16 protein-coding genes are annotated in these 16,932 nt (G+C 38.8%); 8 read left to right on the top strand and 8 right to left on the bottom strand.

Features of this window, described 5'->3' with window-relative positions; genetic code table 11:
• Positions 1 to 2: 2 nt before the first annotated feature.
• Entirely contained in the window at positions 3 to 800 is a 798-nt protein-coding gene (locus ABD915_RS01305) for a ParA family protein (protein ID WP_345114071.1), read from the top strand.
• Positions 801 to 846: 46 nt separating this feature from the next.
• On the top strand, positions 847 to 1,752 hold the full coding sequence (locus ABD915_RS01300; RefSeq protein WP_345114068.1) for a ParB/RepB/Spo0J family partition protein: 906 nt from the start codon (positions 847 to 849) through the stop codon (positions 1,750 to 1,752).
• Here ABD915_RS01300 and ABD915_RS01295 read toward each other — a convergent pair whose 3' ends face one another.
• The 8 genes from ABD915_RS01295 to dapF all read right to left on the bottom strand — a co-directional run bounded on the left by ABD915_RS01295 (position 1,753) and on the right by dapF (position 8,251).
• A complete protein-coding gene (locus tag ABD915_RS01295; RefSeq protein ID WP_345114064.1) occupies positions 1,753 to 2,226 on the bottom strand; it encodes a hypothetical protein in 474 nt (157 codons plus the stop codon).
• A gap of 84 nt (positions 2,227 to 2,310) precedes the next feature.
• Positions 2,311 to 2,763 carry a hypothetical protein gene (locus ABD915_RS01290; protein WP_345114060.1) on the bottom strand — a complete coding sequence of 151 codons (453 nt, stop codon included), beginning with the start codon at positions 2,761 to 2,763 and terminating at the stop codon, positions 2,311 to 2,313.
• Between the two features lie 148 nt (positions 2,764 to 2,911).
• Complete coding sequence (locus ABD915_RS01285) at positions 2,912 to 3,367, bottom strand: hypothetical protein (RefSeq protein WP_345114057.1); 456 nt, start codon at positions 3,365 to 3,367, stop codon at positions 2,912 to 2,914.
• Positions 3,368 to 3,369: 2 nt separating this feature from the next.
• A complete protein-coding gene (gene gloB / locus ABD915_RS01280; RefSeq protein WP_345114054.1) occupies positions 3,370 to 4,131 on the bottom strand; it encodes a hydroxyacylglutathione hydrolase in 762 nt (253 codons plus the stop codon).
• Between the two features lie 68 nt (positions 4,132 to 4,199).
• Complete coding sequence (locus ABD915_RS01275) at positions 4,200 to 4,889, bottom strand: septation protein A (protein ID WP_345114050.1); 690 nt, start codon at positions 4,887 to 4,889, stop codon at positions 4,200 to 4,202.
• The gene (gene ftsY / locus ABD915_RS01270) at positions 4,886 to 6,103 is read right to left on the bottom strand and encodes a signal recognition particle-docking protein FtsY (protein WP_345114047.1); all 1,218 of its coding nucleotides are present in this window, start codon (positions 6,101 to 6,103) and stop codon (positions 4,886 to 4,888) included. Before ftsY ends, ABD915_RS01275 begins: the two co-directional genes overlap by 4 nt.
• 13 nt (positions 6,104 to 6,116) lie before the next feature.
• Complete coding sequence (gene mtaB / locus ABD915_RS01265) at positions 6,117 to 7,400, bottom strand: tRNA (N(6)-L-threonylcarbamoyladenosine(37)-C(2))-methylthiotransferase MtaB (RefSeq protein ID WP_345114044.1); 1,284 nt, start codon at positions 7,398 to 7,400, stop codon at positions 6,117 to 6,119.
• The gene (dapF, locus tag ABD915_RS01260) at positions 7,400 to 8,251 is read right to left on the bottom strand and encodes a diaminopimelate epimerase (protein ID WP_345114040.1); all 852 of its coding nucleotides are present in this window, start codon (positions 8,249 to 8,251) and stop codon (positions 7,400 to 7,402) included. The genes mtaB and dapF overlap by 1 nt, the downstream gene beginning before the upstream one ends.
• Positions 8,252 to 8,481: 230 nt before the next feature.
• Between dapF and ABD915_RS01255 the strand changes: the two genes are divergently transcribed.
• The 6 genes from ABD915_RS01255 to ABD915_RS01230 all read left to right on the top strand — a co-directional run bounded on the left by ABD915_RS01255 (position 8,482) and on the right by ABD915_RS01230 (position 16,925).
• Complete coding sequence (locus tag ABD915_RS01255; RefSeq protein ID WP_345114037.1) at positions 8,482 to 9,030, top strand: AprI/Inh family metalloprotease inhibitor; 549 nt, start codon at positions 8,482 to 8,484, stop codon at positions 9,028 to 9,030.
• Positions 9,031 to 9,131: 101 nt separating this feature from the next.
• Entirely contained in the window at positions 9,132 to 10,328 is a 1,197-nt protein-coding gene (gene zapE / locus ABD915_RS01250; RefSeq protein WP_345114034.1) for a cell division protein ZapE, read from the top strand.
• Positions 10,329 to 10,599: 271 nt separating this feature from the next.
• Positions 10,600 to 11,562 carry a malate dehydrogenase gene (mdh, locus tag ABD915_RS01245; RefSeq protein WP_345114031.1) on the top strand — a complete coding sequence of 321 codons (963 nt, stop codon included), beginning with the start codon at positions 10,600 to 10,602 and terminating at the stop codon, positions 11,560 to 11,562.
• 94 nt (positions 11,563 to 11,656) lie between these two features.
• Positions 11,657 to 12,853 carry an ADP-forming succinate--CoA ligase subunit beta gene (sucC, locus tag ABD915_RS01240; RefSeq protein WP_345114028.1) on the top strand — a complete coding sequence of 399 codons (1,197 nt, stop codon included), beginning with the start codon at positions 11,657 to 11,659 and terminating at the stop codon, positions 12,851 to 12,853.
• Positions 12,854 to 12,856: 3 nt separating this feature from the next.
• Positions 12,857 to 13,759, top strand: a complete 903-nt coding sequence (gene sucD, locus ABD915_RS01235; RefSeq protein WP_345114025.1) for a succinate--CoA ligase subunit alpha — start codon at positions 12,857 to 12,859, stop codon at positions 13,757 to 13,759.
• Between the two features lie 166 nt (positions 13,760 to 13,925).
• On the top strand, positions 13,926 to 16,925 hold the full coding sequence (locus ABD915_RS01230; RefSeq protein WP_345114022.1) for a 2-oxoglutarate dehydrogenase E1 component: 3,000 nt from the start codon (positions 13,926 to 13,928) through the stop codon (positions 16,923 to 16,925).
• Positions 16,926 to 16,932 lie beyond the last annotated feature (7 nt).

Below are 16,932 nucleotides of genomic sequence, written 5' to 3'. Positions count from 1 at the left end.
AAATGAGCGAAACACGAATTATCGCTATTGCAAACCAAAAAGGTGGAGTCGGAAAAACAACTACAGCAATTAATCTGGCAACAGCTTTAGCGGCTATTGGTGAAAATGTTCTCATTATGGACGTTGATCCACAAGGTAATGCAAGTACAGGATTGGGTATTGATCGTAATAGCCGTCCTTTATCTTCTTATGATGTTTTGATTTCAGGAATTTCAGTGACAAAAGCAGCTTTGAAAACAGCTGTGCCTAATCTCCATATTGTTCCCTCTACGCTTGATCTTTTAGGCGTGGAAATGGAAATTGCTTCGTCACAAGATCGCATTAAGCGGTTGCGTAAAGCACTCTGTGATGATCCGAAGATGATCAAGAAATTTAGTTATATTCTTATTGATTGTCCTCCCTCACTTAATCTTTTAACACTTAATGCTATGGGTGCAGCAGATTCTGTTTTAGTTCCTATGCAGTGTGAATTTCTAGCACTTGAAGGTTTAAGTCAATTGCTTGAAACAGTAAAACAAGTGCGATCTGTTCTTAATCCATCTTTAGAAATTCAAGGTATTGTTCTAACAATGTACGATGGACGTAATAATCTTTCAAATCAAGTTGTTGAAGATGTGCGTTCTTTTATGGGAGATAAAGTTTATCGTACTGTTATTCCACGAAATGTGCGGGTATCTGAAGCCCCCTCTTTTGGTAAGCCAGTATTGCTTTATGATCTTAAATGTGCTGGGAGCCAAGCATATTTACGTCTGGCATCAGAAGTTATTCAACGAGAAAAACAAGCGCGTGCTGCTGCTTAAATTGGAAATGTAAAAAATTTTGTAAGAAAACTCAAAGAGAAAAACTATGAATGATGATCAATCAAAAAAAAGACTAGGTCGTGGACTGGCCGCGTTGATTGGGGATATCAATTTAAATAATAGTCTTGCGTATTCATCAAGTGCTGACAAATTTACAGAGTCCAATACAATTCCTACACGGTCTGAGCAATTTGTGCCTCTTGAATCTATTTCGTGCAATCCACACAATCCACGGCGTCATTTCACTGATTCAGAACTTGATAATTTAGCACAATCAATTCGCCAGCATGGTGTTGTTCAACCTGTTATTGTAAGACCTTCACGTGATCATCCACATCGGTTTGAATTAATCGCTGGTGAACGGCGGTGGCGTGCTGCGCAACGAGCCAATTTAAGTCAATTGCCGGTCATTATTCGCGATGTAGATGATAAAACGGCCTTGGAATTGGCAATTATTGAAAATGTTCAACGTGCAGATCTTAATCCTATCGAAGAAGCAATGGGATATGAAATTTTACTGAATGAGCATGGATATACGCAAGCAGATTTGGCACAAGTCATTGGAAAAAGCCGGAGCCATGTTGCAAATACACTTCGTTTGTTAAAACTTCCACCAAAAGTACAACAATTCTTAACCGATGGGAAACTTTCAGCTGGCCATGCACGCTGCCTTATAACCGTCGAGAATCCACAGGATTTAGCCGAAAAAATTATTCGCGAAGGGCTTTCTGTGCGCCAAACGGAAATACTTGCGTATGAACAAGCCGATCCCAAAGTCAAAAAACGAACTGCTGTTGAGAAAGATACGGAAACAAAATCTTTAGAAAAATTACTTGCAGATGTGATCGGAATGAAAGTGACTATTCGACATGGTAAAAAAGGTGGTGATTTAAAAATACGCTACTCCTCATTAGAGCAATTGGATGATATCTGCCGACGTTTGCAAAACTAATCAATTGTCTAAAATAGCACGAATTCTATCAATATATTTTTGACCGAACTTTAAATTATCTAAAGAGATAGTGTTTTTTCCACTAAAGAGAATTTCTTTATCTTCAAGGGCTATTATTGCAGCTAAAGTTGCTTGAAGTGCCATGAGACCAATAACATAATCTTTAGGTGTGAGATTATTCTTTCTTAAAAGATCCATTATTTTTTGTTGATTCGAAATAGAGGCAATGAGTTCTTCAATGCTATTGTCATTTCCGGTATTGGATGCTTCTGGTTCTGGAGGTAAATCTTCAATCTCTTTTTTTAGTTGTTCTATTTTTGAGAGAAAATCCTCTGTTAAAGGATAATTTGCAACGGTATTTGGATTGCCGATAGGTGAGAGAATAAATTGATTATCAGTTCCTTTTGCCATTGTTATTTGAGCATATGCTATAAAAAGAAAAAAGAGAAACAAACGCAAGACAAACTTCAACATGGTTTAAAATTATTTTTTCTTCCCCTGATTTCAACTAAGATTTCTTCGTTTGTAAAATTAATTAAGTGTTTAATAGCACAGATCCTATTCACAAACTTTTCTTGAAATGCTAGTTATTCTATACATATGTTTTTTACCAAATTCTACATTCTTTAAAACTATATCTCTTTCACTGGGAGAGAGTTTGTCTTCTTCTGAACCCTCAGTGACTTGGAAAAGCATCATTAATAAGTGTTCAAGCACCTTGCAACCCGCAACAAAATCTTTAGGCGTGATATTGTTGTTTTTTAAAATAGCCATTACTTTTGGTTGATTAGAAAGATAAGTGGTATAGCTCTGCATCATACCGTAATATGCAGCGAGGTATCTTGTTGAAACTTTTAGTGCGTTTTCATCAAGTTCTTTTTGAACTTTTTCCATTTTTAAAAGGAAATCTTCTGTTAAAGAATAATTTGCGATATGTAAGAAACTAAACTTTTCTTTTTCAGCTATTTCTTCCTCCTCTTCTTCTGCTATTGTTACTTGTTCTTCTGCCATTGCGATTTGAGGATATGTTACAAAAAGAAAAAGGAGAAATAAACGCAATATAAGCTTCAACATAGTTTAAAATCATCCCTCTTTCCCTTGATTTCAGTAAAGATTTTTTCCTTTGCGAAATTAATTAATTGTTTAAATAGCACAGAGCCTATCCACAAATTTTTCCTGAAATGCTAATTATTCTATACATATGTTTTTTACCAAATTCTATGTTCTTTGAGATTATATCTTTTTTACCGAGAGCAATTTCGTTTTCTTCTGAACCCTCAATGATTTGGGAAAGCGTCATTAATAAGCCTTCAAGCGCCCTGCAACCAGTAGCAAAATCTTTAGGTGTGATATTGTTGTTTTTTAAAATAGCCATTATTTTTGGTTGATTAGAAAGATAAGAGGCATATATTTCAGAACTCGTATCATGTGTTACTGCTATGCTGAATTCTCCTGAAACTTTTATTGAGTTTTCATCAAATTCTTTTCCGATTTTTTCCATTTTTAAAAGTAAGTCTTCTGTTACGGGATAATTGTCTATATCTGATGTCATTGCTACTTTAGGATATGTTACAAAAAGAAAAAGGGGAAATAAAAGCAACGCAGTCTTCAACATGGTTAAAAATTATCCTTTCTTCTCCTGATTTCAGCAAAGACTTCTTCATCTGTTTCTTTTTCCATCGCAAGTTCTTTTCGTAACATACTATCATCCCAGCGGAGAAAAGGATTAAGAGCTTTTTCTTGCCCTAATGTTACAGGTAAAGTCATGGCGTCTTTTGCACACAGTAAAAAAACATCCTCCACTCTTTTATGAAGTTTTTGATTATGTGGATCAAGTGTTAATGCGAAAAGAGCGTTGGTTTTGGTATATTCATGACCACAATAAAGGAGCGTTTCATCGGGAAGTTGACGAAGCTTTTTTAAAGAATTCAGCATTTGTGCTGGTGTTCCTTCGAAAAGACGTCCACAGCCAAGTGAAAAAAGCGTATCTCCAGCAAAGAGCAAATTCTCTTCAGGAAGATAGTAAGATAATGCGCCTAAAGTATGACCAGGTGTTGAAAGTGCTAAGATCGTGTGTGTGCCAAAGGAAAAACTTTCATCAGGTCGAAGCGTTTGATCAAGATGATTAATCTTTTCTTTTTCTGCTTCTGGTCCAATAACGACAGCCTTATAAACTTGTTTTAACTCTGATAGCGCTTCTACATGGTCGTGATGATGATGCGTTACAAAAATAGTCTGAAGTGTCCAGTTACGGCGTTTTAAGGCGTCATGAATCGCTTTACTTTCAGGCGCATCAATAGCGGCTGTGTAGCCGCTTTTTTCATCATGAATGAGTACACCAAAATTATCTTTTCGACAGATAAACTGTTCAATTAACATAGCTTTCCCCACGAACAGTGTGCAGCGATAAATCTGCAAAATAATTTATAGTTATGGATATGTTATGTTTAAGAATCAGATTTGTCTCCTTCTGTAAAAAGTCCTTGTGAGTGTTTAAGAATAAGGGGCATTTGGGTAAGCATAAATAGAACCGTTATGGGCATGACGCCAAATACTTTAAAGCTGGTCCAAAAATTATCGCTAAAATTGCGCCAAACAACTTCATTTAAAAGGGCAAGAAAAACGAAAAAAAATGCCCAGCGATAGGTAAGTTTCTGCCATCCTAAATCGTCAAGTTTTAAAGTAGAATCCAAAGCATAACGTAAGAGTGGTTTTTTAAAAAACATACCACCAAAGAGAATAAGAGCAAATAAAATATTAATAATTGTAGGCTTCATTTTTATAAAAGTATCGTTGTGAAGAAAAAGCGTTAAAAATCCAAAGATGATAACAAATATCCCTGAAATAAGAGGCATTATAGGAATTTTTCGTGCAAGGATCCATGATAAGCTTAGAGCAACAATGATAGCCACCATGAAAATAGCTGTTGCAGGAAAAATGGGTTTATTAAAGCTTTTAAAAAATCCAATATTATTTATCAGCCATTGGCCTTTATAATTGGCTAGAAAAAAGACAACCAATGGCCCCATTTCCAAGAGAAATTTAACGGTTGGTGAAAAATTCGATTTTTGATTTTCATTCATATTTTTCAAATTGGGATTGTTGTGGGAATTAGGTTCAAAAGAAGATTTTTTCATGCGTGTTTTCCTGTTATGGTTGTGGCAAAATCAGAAGCAGAAAAAGGTTGAAGATCCTCAATATTCTCTCCTATACCGATAAAATGAACGGGTAATTTATATTTTGCTGCGATGGCAACAAGAATTCCTCCTCGTGCGGTACCATCGAGCTTTGTCATAACTAAACCATTCACGCCGGCAATATCGCGGAAAATATCCACTTGGTTGAGCGCATTTTGTCCAGTGGTTGCATCAAGCGTTTGAAGAATTGTATGCGGTGCTTGGGGGTCATGTTTCCTTAAAACACGAATGATTTTCGCCAATTCATCCATCAGTTCAGTTTTATTTTGTAAGCGTCCAGCTGTATCGATAATCAATACATCACTGTTTGCTTTTTTGGTTTTGTCATAAGCATCAAATGCTAAACTAGCGGCATCTGCACCTAGTTTTGTTGAAATAACAGGCGCTCCTGTGCGTTCACCCCAGATATGTAATTGTTCAATAGCCGCAGCACGAAACGTATCACCAGCAGCTAGCATAACTTTTAGTCCTCCTGCGGTTAGCTTAGCCGCAAGTTTTCCAATAGTTGTAGTTTTTCCAGTACCATTTACACCAACCAGTAAAATAACGTGAGGCTTATGATTGAGATCAAGCTCTAATGGAATCGCAACCGGTTCCAAAACTTTTTTAATTTCGTCAGCCACGATGGTGTGAATGTCATCTGTAGAGAGATTTTTTTCGTAACGACTGGAAGCTAAAGTGTCAGTAATGCGTGTAGCTGTTTCCACACCAAGATCAGCTTGAATAAGGATATCTTCTAGCTCTTGTAACGTATCTCCATCAAGCTTTCCTTTAACAAAGAGATCACCAATCGATCCGCTTAAGCGTTGTGAAGAAAGGGCTAATCCTTTTTTTAGACGCCCAAACCACGCTGTTTTTTTCTGTTCAACAGAGGATACAGATGAAAACTCTTCAATTTTCTTTTCACTGATTGTATCTGCAACAATGATTTTTCTAGAAAGGGATTCAAAAGAGGGAGTTTTCTCATCGCTTTTTTCAGATGTCGTGTTTTGACTTTCTGTTTGTTCTTTTTTTTCTATGCTTATAGAGGATTTCTCGTTTTTATATTCACTTTCTTCTGCTATATCGGCTTCATAAGGAGTGGAAACTTGTTCTATTTCCGGCTCTTTAGATTTGTTAAAAGAGAATATTTTTTTGATAAAAGATTTTGTCATAAGGATTTCCTGCTCAGGCTGCGTTCAATTTTTGGAGAGTAGCAATCAATTTATCGCCATCGTGATCAACAATAAGAGCTTGAACAATTGTTCCAGCTTTGGCACCTTTAATTTTTGCAAGAGTATAATCTTCCGTTCGTCCGATTTCATCTTTTTCAACAAGAATTGTTTGGTGACTGTTTTGTAAGTGAGCAAGATGTTTTTGATAAGCTTCTTCTCCCGCTTTACGTAACCTTTCCGCACGCATCTTGACCACGCTACGATTGATTTGTGGCATACGTGCGGCAGGCGTCCCTTCTCTTGGACTAAAAGGAAAGACATGGAGATGTGTTAAATTACAGTCATTAATGAGAGCGAGACTATTTTGGAACATCTCCTCTGTTTCAGTAGGAAAACCAGCAATTAAATCGGCACCATAAACCATTGTAGGACGTTTGGCACGTAAGTCTTGGCAAAATTGAATTGCATGTTCACGTAAGTGACGCCGTTTCATTCGCTTTAGAATCATATTATCACCTGCTTGCAAAGATAAATGCAAGTGCGGCATGATTCTTTTCTCATGGGCTAAAAGATGAATGAGTTCTTCGTCTGCTTCGATGGAATCAATCGATGAAAGACGCAATCGAGGCAGGTCAGGAATGTGAAGCAAAATGGCCGAAGTTAATTTTCCTAAAGTTGCTTTTCCAGGGAGATCATGGCCATAGCTTGTAAGATCAACACCTGTTAGAACGACTTCTTGAATACCGTTCCCTATGAGCTGTTTAATTTGTTCAATGACAGCACCCATGGGGATTGAGCGTGAAGGTCCGCGTCCATAAGGAATAATGCAAAATGTGCAGCGATGATCGCAGCCGTTTTGTATCTGTACAAAGGCGCGCGTGCGCTCTTCCATCGCACTAACCATATGCGGAGCAATTTTTTGCACCTCCATGATGTCATTGATACGCAACTTTTCGGAATGGTTGATGCCAAAATCAGGAAGTTGACGATAAGAATGGGCATGGAGTTTATCTTCATTGCCCAAAACAAGATCTACCTCTGTCATAGAGGCAAAATTTTGTGATTCTGTTTGTGCGGCACATCCTGTAACAATAATGCGCGCATGAGGGTTTTCACGTCTTGCTTTGCGGATAGCTTGTTTTGCTTGTCGCACAGCTTCGGCAGTGACAGCGCAGGTATTAAAAATAATAGCACCATCTTTAAGCTGATCTAGTCCCGAAGAAGCACTTTCTTTGCGTATGATTTCTGTTTCGTAACTATTGAGTCGACAACCAAAAGTTACAATTTCTATAGCCATCAAAAGCGATCCTTTTTATAGTTCCCTGTTAAAGGGTTTAAAAAACCACTAAACTCATACTTAACTGGACCTGTCATTATAATATGATCGTCTTCTCGATAAAAAATATTCAGTTTTCCTCCTGGTAAATTTACATCAATATGACGTTGTGTGAGTCCACGTCGATGAGCTGCTACCGCACTCGCACAAGCAGCACTGCCGCATGCTTGCGTTAATCCAGCACCGCGTTCCCATGTGCGTAAATTTAGGCTTTTCTGTGACGTGACATAAGCAATGGAAATATTGCATCGTTCTGGGAAAAGGGGGTCATGTTCAAGTTTTGGTCCATACTTTTCTAATGGAATATGTTGAATATCACTTTCAACAAAAAAAATAGCGTGAAGATTGCCAATGGATACAAGGCAAGCATCTTTTAAAGGACCAGCAGTAAGTTCTACATGATTGGTGTCCACTATTTCACGTGAAACAGGCATCTCTTTTGCATTGAAATTTGGGCATCCCATGTCAACAGAGATGAGTTCGTCAGCTTGGCGTTTACCTTCAATAATTCCAGCAGGTGTTTCCAATCGAAAAGTTTCACCAAGATTGTGGTCTGTGAGCCAAGCAATTACGCAACGGGTTCCGTTACCGCAGGCTTTAGCCTTTGAACCGTCGGCATTCCATATTTCTATGCGAAAGTCAGCTTCTTTTTTGCTAGGTGGATGGATAGCCATAATTTGATCAAAATGTGTTCGGGAATCTGCTGCTAAGGCAAGAATTGCCTGTGTTGTGAGTGCACATGTGCTGTCACGCATATCAGCAACAATGATTTGATTTCCAAGACCGTTCATTTTACTGAATGGTGTTTTCATAAAACTTCTCTATTTTTAGTGATTGCACACAAAAGATATATGACTGAAAATCTTATAAATTTCCAGTATTTAATGAATATAAAATTGAGTGAAAAATTATTTATCATCCAAAATAGATAAATTTCACTGTTTTTTTTATTTGTTAATTTATCTTTATAAAATGCTATATAACAGATGTTCATCCATTTCTTTGAGTGAGCTTATTTATTGTCGTGGGAGAGAGTATTGATATGTCATTTTCAAAAATTTCGTTTTTCGTTGCATTATCAACTGTAACACTTTTAGGAGGATGTTTTACATCACGATTTGACAGTAATGATAGTAACAACGAATTAGAAGTTTTTTATCCACTTCAACAAATACCAACATTTGAAGTGATATCTAATTCTTCGTCCTCTTATTCGTCAGCACCTGAAGCAGCAGATGATTCAATATATGAGAAAGGGGATTCCCAGAGTGATGGACGGATGGCTAGTCTCGAATTACCAGGCAATGCTATTGATTTGTCTCCTGCAAGTATTGCTGGGGTGTGGAGTCTTTCTGTTGGTGGTAAAGTTTGCCGAATTGCAACCCCACAAACAAAATTTGGTCAAGGGTTTCGTGCTGGTCCTTTACACTGTCCAGGAATCGTTTCTCAGGTAAATTCGTGGGCCGTTAAAGGAAAAAGATTGTATTTCTATAATAAGGTAGGACGTGTTATTATCGCTCTTTATTCTTCCAATGTTGATCGTTTTGAAGGACGTACACTTGATGATCATCCAGTTGTTTTAAGCCGTTAGATCGTTTTTAGCCGTTTATGAAAAAATAAAGGATATGTGCACAGGTTCGTGAAGAAAGCTTGTACTTTTTATTCAAAACGGATTGAAAAAAGGTTGTTTGGATGATTTTGGTGTCAACGCGCTATAAAGAGCTGGTGTCCAAAGGAGAAGTCAGTTTTGATCCAGCTCAATTGGCTTTAACAGAGCATTTTGATCATTTATTACAGGATATTGTGAAACAAAATGTTTCTCGTCCGTGGACATTTTGGCATCTCTTTAAGAAAAAAAAGCAAACTCTTTCTCGTCTTTCAAGACAAGATGATAATTCTTTTCAGGGGTTGTATATTTATGGCAACGTAGGAAGAGGCAAAACCATGCTGATGGATTTGTTCTTTTCTTGTTTGCCACAAGAGCGCAAGAAACGTGCTCATTTTAATGATTTCATGGCTGATGTGCATGAACGTATTAATATTTATCGTCAAGCATTAAAAGATGCAAAAACTAGACAAAATAACCCTATTTTAGCTGTTGCTGAAGATCTTGCACGAGAAGCGCAGGTGCTTTGTTTTGATGAATTTAGCGTAACAGATATTGCAGATGCCATGGTGTTGGGACGCCTTATCTCTGCTTTGTTTGATCAAGGGGTTTTCTTTGTTGCGACTTCAAATGTTGCCCCCGATAATCTTTATTATAACGGTTTAAACCGAGAGCTCTTTTTGCCATTTATCCAAGTTTTGAAAGCATATGTTCGCGTTATTAATCTTGATGCAAAAACAGATTATCGTCTTGAAAAATCAAATCTACAACAGGTGTATATAACGCCATTGGGACCGGAAGCAAACGAATATATGGATCAGGCGTGGGCGCTGGTGCTGCAAGGACACAAGGAAACATCGGATGAACTTTCTATAAAAGGACGCCTTGTTCATGTTCCGCGCTCTGGAGTGGGGTGCGCACGCTTTGATTATCAAGATTTGTGTGCAAAGCCTTTGGCTGCGGCTGAATATTTAGTCTTGGGGGAGCGTTACCATACAATTTTTGTTGATAATGTGCCTGTGATGGATGATATGTGTCGCAATGAGACAAAACGATTTATTTTACTTATTGATATTCTTTATGAACGCCACATAAGATTATTTATGTCAGCGGCAGCAGGGTTTGAGGATTTATATAAGGGGCGTGCACAGACTACAGAAACATTTGAGTTTCAGAGAACACAATCGCGTCTTTTTGAAATGCAAAGCCAAGATTATTTGAAATTTTGGGCAGAACGTTTTCTTTTTAAAGGGAAAAATGATCATCGCTTTACCTTTACGTAAACTGTAAAAACGGCAACTCTTTGAATTTAAAAGAAGTGTAATAATTCTGTTGTATTTTTTTAAAATTCACTTTATCGATACAACGTGGTAGTTTTCTAATAGCCGTTTCTTTGGAGGATTTTTGCTTCTATAAGGAGATAAGTTTGATGAATTTCATATCTTTCTCCTTTTGATAATAAGGTTGAAAATAGGGCTGAGGTCAAAGAAAATATTCAGTATATCGGTGCTTATTAAGTGCGCGCCGAGTTATCTAAAGTTAGGAAGAAATAAAATGGCACGAAAGAAAATAGCTCTCATTGGTTCGGGTATGATTGGGGGTACTTTAGCACATATCATTGGGCTTAAAGAACTTGGTGATGTTGTCTTATTTGATATTGCAGAAGGTATGCCACAAGGTAAGGCTCTAGATATCGCCGAATCTTCACCTGTTGAAGGTTTTGATATCAATCTAAAAGGTGCTAATGCTTATGAGGCAATTGAAGGTGCCGATGTTGTTATTGTAACAGCAGGCGTTGCGCGAAAACCTGGTATGAGCCGTGATGACCTTTTGGGCATTAATTTAAAAGTGATGGAGCAGGTTGGTACTGGAATTAAAAAATACGCATCTTCAGCATTCGTTATTTGTATTACAAACCCTCTTGATGCAATGGTATGGGCATTGCAGAAATTTTCAGGCCTTCCAACAAAAAAAGTGGTTGGTATGGCGGGTGTTCTTGATTCGGCACGTTTTCGTCATTTCTTATCTGAGGAATTTAAGGTCTCGGTTAAAGATGTGACAGCGTTCGTTTTAGGAGGGCACGGTGATTCAATGGTACCTTTGGTGCGTTATTCAACGGTTGGTGGTATTTCTTTGCCTGATCTTGTAAAAATGGGCTGGACGACGCAGGAAAAGGTAGATCAAATTATTCAGCGTACCCGTGATGGTGGTGCAGAAATTATTAGTTTGTTAAAAACAGGATCTGCTTTTTATGCACCAGCAGCTTCTGCTGTTTCTATGGCTGAAGCCTATTTGAAGGATACTAAGCGTGTTCTTCCTGTCGCAGCCTATCTTTCAGGTGAATATGGAGTTAAGGATACCTATGTTGGTGTTCCCGTCGTGCTTGGTGCTGGTGGCGTTGAGCGCGTCATTGAAATCGATCTTGATAAAGAGGAAAGAGCGGCTTTTGAGAAATCAGTGAATGCAGTGCAAAAACTTTGTGAAGCTTGTATCACTATTGCACCTAGTCTCAAATAATTAAGCAAGATTCTATTCATTAAAACAGAATATTTAAAATATTAAGAAGACTTGAAGATTAATAAAGTGATCCGTAAAAGAAAAGGACAAATGCATGAATATCCATGAATATCAGGCCAAACGTCTGCTTCATGAATATGGAGCGCCAATCGCAAATGGTGTTGCTGTTTATTCTGTAGAGCAGGCTGAAAAATGGGCAAAAAAATTGCCTGGACCGCTCTATGTGGTTAAAAGCCAGATTCACGCTGGTGGTCGTGGGAAGGGTAAATTTAAAGAACTTGGTCCTGATTCAAAAGGTGGTGTTCGGCTTGCAAAATCCGTTGAAGAAGTTGTTGCGCATGTAACAGAAATGCTTGGTAAGACTTTGGTAACCAAACAAACTGGTCCAGAGGGTAAGCAGGTCAATCGTCTTTACATTGAAGATGGTGCTGATATAGAGCGAGAGCTTTATCTTTCACTTTTGGTTGACCGTAGTGTTGGTCGGGTGGCTTTTGTTGTTTCAACGGAAGGGGGAATGGATATTGAAACGGTTGCTGAAGAGACACCAGAGAAAATATTAACCCTTCCCATTGACCCTGCGCAAGGGGTTACATCTGCCGATTGTGCAAGACTTTGTGATGCGTTGAAATTGCATGATAGTGCACGGGAAGATGGTGAAAAACTTTTCCCAATTCTGTATAAAGCGTTTTGTGAAAAAGATATGAGCCTTCTTGAAATCAATCCACTTATTGTGATGAAGGATGGTCGTTTGCGGGTTCTTGATGCAAAGGTTTCTTTTGACAATAATGCCTTGTTCCGTCATCCAGATATTTTAGAATTACGTGATCTTTCAGAAGAAGATCCAAAAGAAATCGAAGCATCAAAGCATGATCTTGCTTATGTTGCTCTTGAGGGTACAATTGGTTGTATGGTCAATGGCGCAGGTCTCGCTATGGCAACAATGGATATTATCAAACTCTACGGGGCTGAGCCTGCAAATTTTCTTGATGTTGGTGGTGGTGCTTCAAAAGAGAAAGTAACAGCTGCTTTTAAAATTATTACTGCTGATCCGAATGTTAAAGGCATTTTGGTTAATATTTTTGGTGGCATTATGCGTTGCGATATCATTGCTGAAGGTGTTGTCGCTGCTGTTAGGGAAGTTGGTTTAAAAGTTCCCTTGGTTGTTCGTCTTGAAGGTACGAATGTTGAGCAAGGTAAAGCAATTATCAGTGAGAGTGGTTTGAATGTTATTTCTGCTGATGATTTAGATGATGCTGCTCAGAAAATCATTGCAGCAGTGAAAGGAGCTTAAGCCATGTCAATTCTTATTCATCAAGATACAAAAGTTCTGGTCCAAGGACTTACAGGGAAAACAGGAACTTTTCATACAGAACAGGCATTGGCTTATCATGGTACGAAAATGGTTGGTGGTATTCATCCCAAAAAAGGGGGTGAAGTATGGAAGGGGTCAAAAGGTGAATCTCTTCCTATTTTTGCCAGTGTTGCTGAGGCAAAAGAAAAAACAGGCGCAGATGCTTCTGTTATTTATGTGCCTCCTGCAGGAGCCGCAGATGCTATTATAGAGGCCATTGAAGCGGAAATCGGTTTAATTGTTTGTATTACAGAAGGTATACCGGTTATGGATATGGTTAGGGTTAAGGATAAATTAGAGCGGTCAAAATCCCGCTTAATTGGTCCTAATTGTCCTGGTATTCTTACTCCCCATGAATGTAAGATCGGTATTATGCCCGGTTCTATTTTTAGAAAAGGTTCTGTTGGCGTTGTTTCGCGGTCAGGAACCTTAACTTATGAAGCTGTGTTTCAAACGAGCCAAGAAGGCTTGGGGCAGACAACCGCTATTGGTATTGGTGGTGATCCGGTTAAGGGTACGGAATTTGTTGATGTGTTGGAAATGTTTTTGGCTGATGATGAAACCGAGTCTATAGTCATGATCGGTGAAATTGGTGGCTCCGCTGAGGAAGAAGCAGCACAATTTCTTAAAGATGAAGCAAAAAGAGGACGCAAAAAGCCGATGGCTGGTTTTATTGCTGGTCGTACAGCTCCTCCGGGACGTACAATGGGTCATGCCGGTGCCGTTATTTCTGGTGGTAAAGGTGGGGCAGAAGATAAAATCGCTGCAATGGAATCGGCAGGGATTCGTGTTTCTCCTTCACCATCACAGATAGGTAAAACCTTGATGGCCCTTTTGAAGGGGTAAAAGAAAACTTTATCTGGATAAGGGGCTATCCTTATTCAGGTTCAGGTAAAACATTTACTATAAAAATAAAAACTTTTTTGCAATTTTCCGGCTTTTATTTGCTTTCTAAGTTCTTAAAAGTCGAGAGAATATATAAGGAGACGGAATAAATGTTCCGGAGAAGTATATGGCAAGGCAAGACGAGATAAATAGTCTTTTTGCACAAACCTCGTTTCTGTATGGTGGAAATGCGGATTATATAGATCAGCTTTATGCCGAATATGAAAAAGATCCCGCCAGTGTAGATTCACAGTGGCGTGCTTTTTTTGAAACCCTTCAAGATAACAAAGAAGATGTCCTTAAAAATGCTAAAGGTGCAACGTGGCAACGTGAACACTGGCCATTAAAGGCAAATGGGGAATTGGTTTCTGCTCTCGATGGAGATTGGCCTGTTCTTGAAAAACATCTTGGTGATAAGATAAAGGAAAAAATAACCACCCAAGCTGCACAAGAGGGGAAAGTTTCTAGCGAACAAGATATTATTCAGGCAACACGTGATTCTGTTCATGCGCTTATGATGATTCGTGCTTTTCGAGCACGGGGGCACCTTCGTGCGCGGCTTGATCCTCTTCAATTGGCAGAAAAGCTGGAAGATTACAAAGAACTCTCTCCGGAAGCTTACGGTTTTACCCCTGCTGATTATGAGCGTCCCATCTTTATTGATAATGTTTTAGGGTTGGAATACGCAACTATTCCTCAGATGCTTGAAATTCTCAATCGTACCTATTGTTCAACAATCGGTGTAGAGTATATGCATATTTCTGATCCTGCTCAAAAAGCATGGCTTCAAGAGCGTATTGAAGGACCAGATAATCGAATTTCTTTCACAAAGGAAGGCAAGAGAGCTATCCTTCATAAGCTTATTGAAGCGGAGGGCTTTGAACAATTTTTAGATACAAAATATAAAGGAACAAAGCGTTTTGGCATTGATGGTGGTGAAGCACTGATTCCTGCTCTTGAACAGATTATGAGATGTGGTAGTGTTTTGGGAATACAGGAAGTTGTTTTAGGAATGGCTCATCGTGGTCGCTTAAATGTTCTTTCACAAGTTCTCGCTAAGCCGCATCGGGCTATTTTTCATGAGTTCAAAGGGGGGTCTTATAAGCCTGATGATGTAGAGGGATCCGGTGATGTAAAATATCATTTGGGAACTTCAGCTGATCTTGAGTTTGATGGTAAAAAACTCCATTTATCGCTCTTAGCTAATCCCTCCCACCTTGAGATTGTTGATCCAGTTGTTATTGGAAAGACACGTGCTAAACAGGATCAACTTATAGGGCCTACGCGCACTGATGTTATTTCATTAAGTGAACGTTCAAAAGTTTTACCCCTGCTTATTCACGGTGATGCTGCTTTTGCAGGACAAGGTGTTATTCAAGAAACTTTTGGTCTTTCAGGTCTAAAAGGTTACCGTGTTGCAGGCTCACTTCATGTCATTATCAATAATCAGATTGGATTTACAACTGATCCGCGCTTTTCGCGCTCTTCGCCTTATCCGTCTGATGTGGCAAAAATGATCGATGCGCCAATTTTTCATGTGAATGGTGATAATCCTGAAGCTGTTGTTTTTGTTGCAAAAGTAGCAACAGAATTTCGCCAGATTTTCCATAAGCCAGTGGTAATTGATATGTTCTGTTATCGCCGTTATGGACATAATGAAGGCGATGAGCCTTCTTTTACACAGCCGCTTATGTATAAGGCTATCCGTAATCACAAAACGACTCTTCAGCTTTATGGTGACCAGTTGGTTGCAGAAGGGGTGATTTCTTTAGAAGAGATTGAGCAGCAAAAAAAATTGTGGCGTGATAAGCTGGAGGCTGAGTTTGAAGCAAGTACTTCTTATAAACCTAATAAAGCTGACTGGCTTGATGGAAGCTGGACAGGTCTTAAAGTTGCCAGCAATGCCGATGAACAACGTTCTGGAACCACAGGTGTTGAACTAAAAACTTTAAAGGAAATCGGCCAAAAACTTGTTGCAATTCCATCAGATTTTCATGTTCATAAAACTATTCAGCGTTTTTTGAATAACCGGGCTAAAATGTTTGAAACCGGTGAAGGAATTGATTGGGCAACAGCTGAAGCTTTAGCTTTTGGTTCGCTCTGTTTAGAAGGGTCACCAATTCGCCTTTCTGGTGAAGATGTTGAACGCGGAACTTTTTCACAACGTCATTCGGTTCTTTATGATCAAGAGAATGAATCTCGTTATATCCCTTTGAATCATTTGCAGAAGGGGCAGGCGCTCTATGAAGTTGTCAATTCTATGCTTTCTGAAGAAGCCGTGCTTGGTTTTGAATATGGATATTCGCTTGCTGAACCACGTGGCTTAACGCTTTGGGAAGCGCAATTTGGTGATTTCTCCAATGGTGCACAGGTCATTTTTGACCAATTTATTTCCTCAGCTGAGCGTAAGTGGCTTCGTATGTCTGGTCTTGTATGCTTGTTACCTCACGGTTTTGAGGGGCAAGGACCTGAGCATTCTTCGGCACGTATAGAACGTTTCCTTCAACTTTGTGCGGAAGATAATATGCAGGTTGCTAATTGTACAACACCTGCAAATTATTTTCATATTTTGCGTCGGCAAATTAAACGTGATTTTCGTAAACCATTAATTTTGATGACACCAAAATCCCTTTTACGTCATAAGCGGGCCGTTTCTTTCCTGAATGAAATGGGACCAGAGACGCGGTTTCATCGTTTATTGCTTGATGATGCGGAATATCTCAAAAATTCTCTGATTAAATTGCAAAAAGATAACAAAATTCGCCGCATTATTCTTTGTACAGGTAAGGTTTATTACGATCTTTATGAAGAGCGTGAAAAGAGGGGAATTGATGATGTTTATTTATTGCGTGTTGAGCAGCTTTATCCTTTTCCTGCAAAAGCTTTGGTAGATGTTTTATCTCGCTTCTTACAGGCAGAGGTTATTTGGTGCCAGGAAGAACCAAAAAACATGGGGGCTTGGTCGTTTATTGAACCTTATTTGGAATGGGTTTTGACTCACATTAGTGCCCAATATTCACGTGCACGCTATGCTGGGCGTCCTGCGAGTGCATCACCGGCCACTGGGTTGATGGTGAAACACCTTGAACAACTTTCCGCGTTTCTTGAAGACGCGTTAGGTGCTTAATTTAATT

Origin of the sequence: Bartonella jaculi, from assembly GCF_039543045.1 — a bacterium.
GTDB lineage: Bacteria > Pseudomonadota > Alphaproteobacteria > Rhizobiales > Rhizobiaceae > Bartonella > Bartonella jaculi.
This window is presented reverse-complemented; position numbering and strand designations above follow the sequence as displayed.